Source organism: Mesotoga prima MesG1.Ag.4.2, assembly GCF_000147715.2.
Classification (GTDB): domain Bacteria; phylum Thermotogota; class Thermotogae; order Petrotogales; family Kosmotogaceae; genus Mesotoga; species Mesotoga prima.
In genome coordinates this window covers 258,187-269,857 of the sequence record NC_017934.1, presented here as the reverse complement: position 1 = coordinate 269,857, position 11,671 = coordinate 258,187, and the positions used below count along the sequence as shown (strand labels likewise).

Here is an 11,671-nt window from a genome sequence, read left to right as displayed (position 1 = left end):
ATACCGTATCTTCCTAGTCGGCACATTGTCAAAGCTCCGCTCCATTCCAATACCATACAAAATGGAGACCCTCGCTAAAGAGGGTCTCCATTTGTCTAGAGCAAAATCCTATTAATCAAAACTCAGGAGCTGTAATTCGTCCAGTACCTGTTCGCACAAGCGGATCGATGTATATTCCCTCACAAGCCCCAGCTACAGACTTAATCGAGTAAAGCTCCAGCTTGTAAAGTCCATCAAGAACTATGGGATAACCGATAGTGCCATCAACGTTTACTAACTGTGCTCTCTTCAAGTCTACATTATCGTCACCAGTGATGCCTTTATCCCATATCCATGGATTTCCATCAACATACGTCTCAAGCATCCATGTTTCGCTCAGGTCGTCCCATCTCCAGATGTTGGCGGTTGCTTCTGAAGTGTCAATTGGGACGTTGAAGTCAACCCAAATGGTACCAAGAACTGGAGGAGCGAGTGGCGGATCGTAAGGAACTTGGAAGCGGAGCGCAACAAACTGCGGTCCAACATTGCTCACGTAAGCGCTTACGGTCGCAGGATCGCTTTCCAGGCACCCGTTTTCCTGCTGTGCTGTAATCGTTGCCAGCAATGTATCACCTGCAACTTCGCCAAACTCCCACTTAACTGTTCCAGTCGCTGCGGGGGACTCAAATACATCTACTGTTCCATCGCCATGCTCCATGAGGATCTCTACACCTGCATAGCAGCCAGTAGAGTCTCCTGTAATGTCGTCCGCATCCCAGTAAAGGTAAACGAAGTCAGTGCCACACGCTGTCAACGAAGCATGAGTAGTCTCATCTACATCCATTGTCCATCCATCACCGGAAACATCTGACAACTCATCACTAGAGTTAGCTTCGGATGCGAAGTAGAAATCATTCACATTGGGTTTTACGTTGTCGATGTCGATCTCAAGTCTCTGAACAGACAGATTCGGATCTACACCATCGCAGCAAATATCACCAACAGTTAGCGTTGCTACTATTGTTGCGCAGTTAATCTGATCATATGTGTTCCAGTAAGTACCTGTTGCAATACCAGTCACTGGGTCAATTGTCAGAAGAACTGTCTCTCCGCCGAATGGGACCACCTCTCCGTCTTCATATACCATTTCACCTTCGATGTAAGCATCCACAGAACTCTTGCCAATGAATGAACCGTCGTATGCCTCTATTGTTACGGTTGCTTCCGTAGCGCAAGCAGTCGGAACGGTCAACCAATCGAACGTGAGAATCTCTGGCGCCTTTCTGTCGATAAGAGCATTATCGTCATCAACAGAAGTGTAGGTCTCTGGTTCATCGATGTCAGGCTTACATGTCTGCACTGCTGTGATAGTTGCTACGAAGTCTTCGCAGTCGAGATTGGACGGAAGGCAGACTTTTATGGATCCCCAGTAGTATTTAGCTGGATAATAGTAACCAAAGCCATTATCGCCATCCAGTCCTTCAGCAGCTTGTATCGTAGCTGCTGTTTCATTTTCATCACCACAAGAATACCATCTCCAACCACTTCCAGTTGGTGCATTCATCTCAGGCCACGCAAAAAGCAAATACTCGTCTTCCAGATATTCTCCAGTTCCGCCAGTTTCACATACGGACGGGTAGTTAGACCAGATCTCTATCGACTCCAAGCAGTCCTCGAAAACTATCCAGTTCACCCAGAGGCAAGTCGCGTCACAATCCGGAGAACCAATATTCGTTTCGTTTTCGTAAGCCTCCCATGCGTATTTTGCCTGACTTTCTCCAAGGAATAGATGAGCCTCTGGAGGAAGGAAATCAAGCGCGACGTCTGTTGTCAAACTCGCTTCTGTGGAGTTCTCACATCTGAAATCTACAGCCTCTGCGAAAATCGTAAGTTCTGTACAATCAAAGAAACAGTTCTCCCAGCTCCACTGAATTATTCCACTCTTTGTGGTCGTTCCATCAGGTGTATAAGGATACAACACTTCCTTGCCATTCTCCATGACCACATAGTCAAGCTCTCCAATCGGAATCCACGTATCGAAATAAACAGTAGGAGTGCAAGGATCGTCCATCGTCCAGCTAAATCTTGCAAACGTCGCGTCACACGTTTCAGGTTCGACGCACCATTCGAGATCGAGCTCTGGAGGAACGTTGTCAACGTCGAACTTAATTGTCTTAGAACTCTCGTTCTCACAGTCATCTACTGCTTTGATTGTGGCAGTTATCTCTCTGCAATCTGCAAACGGGAATTCCCAGAGTACCGTTCCGTCCTTAGATTCGGTTATAAATGTGTTGCCACACTGACCATCAGAACAGAGATTTCCGTAGTTTACACTTATCTCTGCATAGTCAAAGTTGACATCTCTTATGTGCCAAACAAGAGTTGTCTGTGTTGCTTCACACAGATCGCAATCAGTTCCAACGCAATCAAGGCCAAAGTACGTTATAGTTGGAGCCACGAAGTCTATCGCACAGGTTTCCATTGCCACATCGCTTATGTTGCATGATGTGTCTTCTGCATCTGCATAGACAGTGTAGCTGCCGCCGAGCGTCGGGCTTACGATCTTGGCAGGATCAAGTTCAATGGTCGCAATAACATCGTATATCATGCCAGTCGCGGGAAACTCCCATCCTGAAGTGAAACCAGAAGTGAATGTGGTCGTAGATTCACCCGTCGGTGTTGCATCAAACGTGACTTTCTTGATTAATCCAGAAACCGATTCACCAAACCAAACGTTGGCTTCCTTCAGACCGGCTTCATCCGTGAACAGGATCGGAACTACAGTAGTAGTTGCATCACAGTCACATTCAAGAAGGATATCAACTTCAGGTGGTATGAAGTCAAAGTCCTCGTCACACTCTACTACAACACTTTGACCTGTTACCGTGGTTACAGTCCATATTAGAAGAGCATCACCAGCAAGCTCTGGGAAGTCTTCCTCGCGAATAATTGCTCTTATTACCAGATCATCTCCGTCTTCAACCGGAGCTTCAATAAGGGTTGCAGGAATAGTCTCCCCGTTTATTGTAGCAGAGACATCAAAGAAATCGCTGTCTTTGAACAACAGATTCATTATTCTCACACCGGGGTTAAACTCGCCGTTCCAGCACGGAGTACAAGGTGCACAAGTACAGGGTTCACAGTCCAGCGTGACTGTTTTGTCGAAAACTAGATCGATGTCTTTTTCATCATCTGGACAGTAGTTACATGGCATCGTCCCGCAAATTTCGTTGTAGACAATAATCCTTAGCTTATCGTAATTAACGCCCGACTTGAGCTTAGTGAGATCAAGCTCAAACGTCTCTTTCTCAGTTGACGAAGCTTCTCTAGTTAAGAATCCATCGTAAAGAAGTGCGTTATCCACACATTCACAATCCCATTCGCCTTCATAAGCGTAGATTCTAACTCTTACCTTAGAGTCTAGAGTTATTGTTGCTTCAAGAGTAGCCTCATCACCAGTCAAAATAGCTGTTCCTTCGAACAAGACTATCTCACCGGCGAAATCGACCCCGTCAATTGCCGCTTCATCAGTGTGGACATAGAAATCGATTTTCTCAGTCTTAGAGATTCCACCGGTCTTCGTTGCAGTCATCGTCAGCGAATAGATTCCACCAACTGGATCCGCACCAAGCATTGCTGCAGTAATAGCGCCAGTCCAGGAATTGTAGAATCTTGAAGAAGGAATTGCTATCGGCCCGTAAACGACTTCCTCACCTTTTACTATGCTCCAGGACGCTTCCGTCAAAGAGCTGTCTGAGTCGCCTACCAGATACTGAAAGCCGAGACCGTCTTCAGGTGCAGCACAAGGTGCTCCAAGAACCATGAGATCTCCCAATGTCCACTCAAGAATGATCTCAGGCAAAACATCGGGTTTGGGATCGAAGTGAGCGGTTGCGAGAATGTCTTTTGTCATCGTTGCGATGACTGTAGCATCTTCAAACTCGACACCATCAACAACCCATTTGTCAAAGACGCTGTTCTCGTCGGCTTCAGCAATTAGCGTCACTACTTTCCCTTCGTCATACTCGTGGGGTCCCACTGGCGGAGTAACGGTACCATCGCCATCTCCAGCTTTAGCAACCGTAAGGGTAAATTGCACGCCAGTTACTTCCTCAAAGACCGCTTCAACAGTTTTGTCGGCGTCCATCTTGACTACTAAAGGATTTCCTGTTTCCTCTGTTTCACCGATTATCCACTTGACAAATTGCGATCCTGCATCGGCTTCAGCGGTCAGTGTTACATCTGTTCCCGCTGTGTACTTGCCGCTTGTATTGGGTTCAGGATCGGCATTAACGGTTCCATCGCCAGAGCCAGTCTTCTCAATCGTCAACGTGTATTCCACTGGTGGTTTGGGACAACCAGTCAGCATGAACACGAGGAGAAGAATAGCCAGCAATGTGGTTAATTTCAAGAGTTTCTTTGCCACTGCACACACCCCCTATAAGGCGTTTGGTTGTGAAAAGTATTTGCTAAAGAACATATAGAGACTCATATATACCTAAAAAACGCTTTGAACGATCCCGAACAGACGAACAGGTAACAATGGGTTTCGCGAACAAACAAAAGACCTCAAATATTATATACCACATTCAAACCGCTAGAAACAAGATGAATCGAGAATATTGTACCATTTCTAATAACCAGATGTCAAACTATTTCAAGGAGCAAACCGCTTCTTCAAGCGAGTCAAAGCCTCATTTGAATTACGAGATCTACTGTGAACCACTTCTTCTAAGAGCAAATCATCGCTTCGAATAACCTTCATGAGAATTATTATACACCAAGGAGAGCTTGATTTGGCCTTTAACTAATGACAGTCTTCAACTCGTCAATCGCAATCTTCTGCGCTGGCCGGCTCATGAATCGTTTCATTATGGTTTCACCAAGTCTTACAAATATTATTAAAGGGTTCAACTGAAGTCCCTTCAATTTGGAATTCAGGATCTACGCTAAAGGAAAATTCACATTAGAACCACGACAGGATTAGCTTAATACGCATCTTAATTACTTGCCATACCAAGTCCTTCGTGATTCACACTCTTTCTTTTACGGTGATCGGGATAACCTCATCTAATAATGTATAATTATCCTATGTGTAGTGAGTCATTTGCGAGCAAATACTTAAAGAAATTCAATAATGTTTTTCGCCTTTTCGTCCTCTTAACTGCGCTTTTGCTGCTGACCTCCGGCTGCTGGTTTGTAAAGAAGCCGTCGGAAGAAGTTGAATTAGCTTTTGAGAGATCGATTATCACAGTCCAAGAAGGTTCAAGTTCTTCAACCAGACTAATTGCAAAGAATTTTGAAAAGGTCTATGTTTTCGAAATAGTGCTAGAAGCCTCTGGAGGAGTCGAGATAACGGACGTAGAATCAAATCTGGATTGCTTGACCTTGATTGCTGGAAGCCATATCCAGTCAATGGTAATTATTCACGGGGCTTTCCCTTACGATGAGCAAGAAGAAGTCAGAAAGGATTTTTTTATTGAAATTATATTTAGCGCCAGTGAGAACGGCAGTTTGAGTATCATTTCGAATTACGCTCTGGATAATGATCTATCGACTGTGAATATTGAGACACTTTCACCAACTCTTGAGGTGGCCGTCAGATGATCGGCAGATTCACCCTTCTATGCATGATCGCCACTGTTCTTTTTTCGGCGGTTCTCATTGGAGCGCCCAGTTTCGGTGGAGTGATTACAGCTTATCAACCTGACGGCACTCGAATCGAATTCAGACAGTATGGCGATGAGTATCGAAACTTTATCCTGGATCTATACGGAAGACCTCTTAAGCAAGATCCTCAAAGCCGTTTCTGGCATTATGGAGTCGTTGTCGGTGGTGAGATACAGAGATCAGATCTCCTGAAAGGGATAGACCAGCCTATTGGCATTCCCTCGTTTGGACCCCGGCAGCTTCTCGAATCACTGAAGTTTAGTACACAGAGTGGTCCTGAATTTCGAGACGCCGCGGTGTCTACAGAAGGGACTATCAAAATACCGGTGATACTGATTGACTACCCCGATTACCCCCATACTTATCATGTAAAAGACTTTGAAGAGATAATCTTCTCATCATACCCTGAGCTCGCTCCTTTTGGTTCTATGAGAGACTATTATAGTGAAGTGTCTAACGGTTCAGTTGATCTGTCAGGAGAAGTATACGGCTGGTACACTGCCGATAAATCAAAGGCCTATTATTCACAAAATGAATTCGAACTCGTGAGGGAAGCTATTTCAAAAGCCGACAAGGATATCGACTTCTCCCTTTATGACAATAATGATGATGGGGTTGTCGATATGATAATCGTTATTCACGAGGGAATGGGGAGAGAACTCTCTGTAGATCAGCTAGATATCTGGTCTTTTCAGTCGAGATTGTTCGATTACGAGACGAATGATGGAGTAACCGCAGATCTCTTCACAATTCAGCCGGAGAGGGTTGACTGGCCGAGGGAGAATGGGGGAGATCCCGTTAAAGGAATTGCGACAATTGGGGTAATGGCACATGAGACAGGTCATCTTTTTGGCCTGCCAGACCTCTATGACTATTCCGAGGCAACGTGGGGAATCGGATACTGGGGAATGATGGCTTACGGTTGCTGGAACTATGTTGATAGACCGGGGGATATGCCCGCCCACTTCTCGGCTTGGTCCAAGGCGAAACTGGGCTGGTTTGAACCGCTAGAGATTTCTAGACTTTCTGGAGATTTCTTTCTCGAAGATGTGAAGATCGGTGGCAGGCTTCTTAAGTTCTCTAATATTGGCAGACCGGAGGAATACTTCCTCATCGAAAATAGAACGAAATTCGGTTTTGACTACGCCCTCCCGGGAGAAGGTCTCCTCATATATCATATCGACGATGCCGTTTACGGGAATAGCGGAGAGCGCAAGCAGGTCTATCTGGTTCAAGCCGACGGAAGGGATGACCTGATGGATCCCTCATCGCGCGAGAACAGGGGAGACGACGGCGACCCTTATCCTGGTTCATCAAATAACTTATCATTCGGCTCAGAAACAACCCCTAACTCAAACTGGTATGATGAATCTCTAAGTGGACTAGAGCTTTTATCGATTTCCCATCGCGACAATGAGATCCATTTTGATTTGGGCTCAAGGAAGACGGAATTCGTGTTGTTCGATACGGTTATTAGTGGAAACGGAAATGGAATTTTGGCTCTCAAGCTTATCGAAACTGAAACACCAATCGCTTCTGTCCTGCTGTCATTAGAATTGGACGGTGTCCAGATTGATGAAATCATAGTCAGTGAAAGGTTTGATGAAACTCGAAGAGAAATAGCTAGCTCTGCCGACGGCGTTCAGATAAAGCTTTCACTGATTTCTGTTAAATCGGATGAATTCTTTCCAGGAGCAGTTGTTACCATTTTGTCTAGTGGGAACTCAAAGGCATCGATTCTTGAGAGCGCGTTTCTAACCGTTGAGTATTCTGACGGTAGTCTTATGGAGAGTTTCATCGACAGTAAAACCAATCCTGCAGATATCAACAATGATGGACTATTCGATGGGTCTGATCATCAAATCTTCTTCGAGAAGTACTTCACAAAATATGGTGACGAAACCTGGGATATGCTTTCAACTCTTTGCGACTTCGATAATGACGATTCAGTTGGATCTGGTTTGATTGATATTGCCCTTTTCGGTATTTATTCCGCTCGATGAAAGCTTCTCTAGAATCTCACTATTATTCATTGAGAATTAGCTAAGATACTTGCCTTTTTCATTCGCTGAATAACGTGAAATAACACACTAAGACTGACAAAAACGATACCAACATTCTGCAGTTCGATAACGGGAAATCGCTATAATGTTCTCCATCATTAAGTCAACAATCTTCTATACTGAGCTGCTGAAATCAGCTTATGCAATCTATCACAAAGTCATATGTTCATATTGTAGTATTAGATTATGTCCATCGATTGTTTATTACATGCTGACGATGTGTGCGATTAACCGTTATTCTTTTCTCACCGATCATCTCATTGAGGACTACTCGCAAATTGCATAGATGGCACTGTGTGGCGCTAAAAGTAACCATTACCTCATTTTACCGAGAAAAGGACGTGTTTTTCAAATCAAAATGATCTTAATGTCCCATTCATCTTTGAGTAACTGTAAAATTACCTATTAAAGTGTATCGTTCGTATGATTTTCTTCCCCCAATGATATAGAATGAGACTAGATAACTTTGATCGACCGATTAGCTTGTCATTTTTGGGGTGGGTTTTCGTTTCTTAGGGAGGTGTTGTAATGAAAAGGCTTTTTTTGTTCTCAACGGCAATTTTACTTTTGGCGGTGTTCTTGAGCAGTTGTTTTCAGCCTCAGAAGAAAGTAGAGGTTATAGATCTTGGAATTGTGGAATACACGCAAGAAATCATTTTCTTGACTCAGGAAGATTCTGGAGAATATGTTTTCTTCATTCGATCTCCAGATTCGTTTGTAGAAGTTGACGGTGAATTCATTGGTAAGATGACTTACTGGGTTGACTATGATACAAAAGAGTTAGTTGTAAATCACACTTTCGAGAGTGATTGGATGTTAACGGAACTGTGGCTTGGTTATTCACTGAGCGTGCAAGGACTGGACAAAAACGGTGATGGTGAACTTGAAAAGGATGATCTTGATGATCACGTAATTGTCAATCCCAAGTCGGCTAACTTTACTTACAGAAAAAGTTTAGAGTCTTTCATTCAAGAAGATACAACGGTTTTTTACTTTGGCGTTCATCTTTTTCTGGAAAAGGAAGTGGAGGAAAACGTCTTCAGTTCCAAACTTTTCAAATATGAACATGGAGTATGCAAGTTCCACGTTACCTATTTCAACGAGAATGGGCAGAAAGATCCCTGGCTGAATGGATTCATCGATGGAGATGCTAAAGGAAGCAAATCAGGAGAATATGACTGGATACTGACGAAAACGGCAAGTCCAACAGTAGTTCCCAATTTCCCCTCGAGCAGTGGAACTGAGAAGCAGATTGAATACATTCTTGAGGCAAAGAGGCTGCCTCTCAAGGAAGGCACAACTTTTTCAATCTCTGGTTCAGCCGGCGTTCTTAATTCAGGCGATGCAACTGCCAAGAACGTTCAGGTGGAACTGCAGCTACAGAAGTCGGTTGGGGCGACATGGCAGGATATCGGCAGCCCGAAAATGAGAAGCCTCGGGGACATTGATCCTGGATACAAAAGTGTTCCCTTTTCTTTTTCATTCAGTGGTAATGAAGGAGATTATTTTAGGGTATCGATGAAGATAACTTCGGATAATTTCCCTACAACATTTGTGTATGAGACTTTCTTGATGCCCAAACCCGCTGAAATGCAACCTTTGGATGCTAATGCCACAGTTGAAGATCAACCGTTCCCTCCTACGGGTTTTGAAGTTTTGAATCATTCTAGTGCGGGTTGGCCATGGAATATTGCCGACACCTCACTGGCTACGAAGACATATTTCGTAACTATTAGAAGCATTGAGCAGCTTCAGGCAGGAGAATACTGGTTGACAAACATGGCAACTCTTACCGAGTCAGACACAAAAGATAAGAGAGTCGACGACGCCATAGTGCAGATTATCGTGATTGGGGGAAGTGAGGATTCAGGAACCCTTCAAGCCACCACAACGCACGAAATTGTGTGGAACAGGGAAATTGAGTATGATTGGGAGCTCGAAAAGCGTGTTCTTCCTGATAGCGTGACGCTTACTCAAGGAGCTTCTCAGACATTTGTCTATACACTTTCTGCAACAAGGCTTGAGACTCCCGTCGCTTCAGGCTCTGATGTTCATAGCCTAACCGGAGAGGTGGAAGTCTTGTTTACCAGCACGGGAATTACTACGGCTGATAACCTGAAAATCCATGTGCAGCTTGAATCAAGTATTAATGGTAGCGATTGGAGTACAGAAGGAGCTACAGTCTCGGTTGACACTTCTTCCAAGAACTCCTTCTCTAGTGGTGAAGAACATACATATCCTTTCTCAATACCTGGTTTTACACCTATAGAAGGCAAGTTCTACAGGGTCACCGCTTATGTCAAAGCAGATGGTTCTTTGCCCACGCAGGACACAAGTAATCATTCGGGACCTCATTATCCAAACATCACAAAGAAGTACGATGAAGAAGCGAGTGTAGATGATCTATTGGACAATATCGAAGATGAAATCGGAAATTTGGTAACCGGTTTTAGCATAACTGATATTGTGAATCACCCCTCCTGGCCCACAGATATAAGTACCAACACTAAATACGTTTACAGCATTAGGATAGAAAATATCGAAGCGGCTCAAGGCACTTATTTCTTGACAAACAATGCTACACTCACTGAGAAAGACACAAAGGAGAAAAAAGACGACTCACAAACTGTAGTAATAATTGTTCCGGATCCAAGTGTAGAAACCGGTTCGATAGACGCATCAGTAACTCATGAAGTTCTTTGGACAAACGAGATTCCATATGAATGGGATCTGGAAAAATCAGTTGAGCCGGAACATGCAACTCTTGCAGATGGCCAAACTGCCAGTTTCGATTATTCGTTAATTGTTTCCCGTATAGAAGGTCAAACAACAGGAACCGCCACTTACAGTATCACTGGCATTGCTACTGCTACAAATGTTGGTGATTTGCCTCTTACTGAAGTGCTTCTGGAGGTTGAATTTGACGGGGAAACAAAGACATTGATTTCAGCCTCAGATTCAGTCAGTCTAAACCCGGGCGAATCAGTTGATAGGACATTCACCTTTGTTAGATCCTCTTTGAGCAGTCCAGTATCAGTAACTGTAATCGCTACCGGAACAGCTGTGACTGATTATTCAGACACAGACAGCAGTACATCTGATATTCCCGAAAGCCCAACTTCCACAGATTATCTTAATGAAAGTGCATATCTTGTGGATGAGTTCACTAATCTAAACGAATTCAAGCTGCACGGGTTTACTGTTGTGAGCACGCCTCTTACCTGGAGAGTACATATCGATAGCAGCAATTTAGATGGTAATGGCGAAGCAGCTTTTCACTATCCAGTCGATATAACTAATGACTCAGCAAACTTCCAAAATTCACCGTATTCTCTTCACAATATTGCGACGCTATACAAAGAAGACACGGGAGACGCTTATTACGCAACCGATGATGCTACAGTGACAATTTACACACCCACCGAAGGAGGTTTCAGGACACAAACTCAAGGTGGGTGGGGTTCATCCGCTTCAGGAAATAATCCTGGAACCTATAGGGATGCGAATTTCGCTTCCACATTCCCCAGTGGATTGGTCATTGGTGATGCAACTGGTTACAAAGCTATTTTCACAACTTCAGCATCAATCGAGAACTTCTTGCCTGCGGGTGGAACATCAGGGTCGCTCGATCAGAATTATACAGACCCAACAGCAACTAGTGCAGGAACTCTTGCAGGTCAGGCAGTTGCTTTGACTCTCAGTGTTGGATTTGATTTGTACGACCCGAATTTCTGTACCAGCTCCTATAATCTTAAGGATTTGGTTATCGTGACTGGAATATTCAAAGACTGGACAGTTGCTGAGGTCCTTGCCGAGGCTAACAGGTATTTGGCCGGTTTGGGAAGTTCATTTACCGCCTCAGAACTGAATGATGTTCTTGACGCAATTAATCAGAACTATGTTGACGGGACACATGATAATGGGTTCTTGAGGCTGCCGTAGGGTATCTGCAAAAGCAA

At 44.1% G+C, this 11,671-nt stretch carries 4 protein-coding genes; 3 read left to right on the top strand and 1 reads right to left on the bottom strand.

Annotated elements, in window-relative coordinates:
• Positions 1 to 115: 115 nt before the first annotated feature.
• Positions 116 to 4,405 (bottom strand): InlB B-repeat-containing protein, encoded by a 4,290-nt coding sequence (locus THEBA_RS01285; protein WP_014730126.1) that lies wholly within the window; start codon positions 4,403 to 4,405, stop codon positions 116 to 118.
• 650 nt (positions 4,406 to 5,055) lie between these two features.
• Here THEBA_RS01285 and THEBA_RS01280 point away from each other — a divergent pair.
• The 3 genes from THEBA_RS01280 (at position 5,056) to THEBA_RS01270 (ending at position 11,654) form a co-directional block, all read left to right on the top strand.
• On the top strand, positions 5,056 to 5,586 hold the full coding sequence (locus tag THEBA_RS01280; protein ID WP_014730125.1) for a hypothetical protein: 531 nt from the start codon (positions 5,056 to 5,058) through the stop codon (positions 5,584 to 5,586).
• Entirely contained in the window at positions 5,583 to 7,652 is a 2,070-nt protein-coding gene (locus THEBA_RS01275) for a M6 family metalloprotease domain-containing protein (RefSeq protein WP_014730124.1), read from the top strand. The genes THEBA_RS01280 and THEBA_RS01275 overlap by 4 nt, the downstream gene beginning before the upstream one ends.
• A 588-nt stretch (positions 7,653 to 8,240) precedes the next feature.
• The gene (locus tag THEBA_RS01270; RefSeq protein WP_014730123.1) at positions 8,241 to 11,654 is read left to right on the top strand and encodes a hypothetical protein; all 3,414 of its coding nucleotides are present in this window, start codon (positions 8,241 to 8,243) and stop codon (positions 11,652 to 11,654) included.
• Positions 11,655 to 11,671 lie beyond the last annotated feature (17 nt).

Excerpts from the sequence above, each read along its gene's own strand:
- THEBA_RS01280 (WP_014730125.1), top strand. The coding sequence starts at position 5,056 with ATGTATAATTATCCTATGTGTAGTGAGTCATTTGCGAGCAAATACTTA.
- THEBA_RS01275 (WP_014730124.1), top strand. The coding sequence starts at position 5,583 with ATGATCGGCAGATTCACCCTTCTATGCATGATCGCCACTGTTCTTTTT.
- THEBA_RS01270 (WP_014730123.1), top strand. The coding sequence starts at position 8,241 with ATGAAAAGGCTTTTTTTGTTCTCAACGGCAATTTTACTTTTGGCGGTG.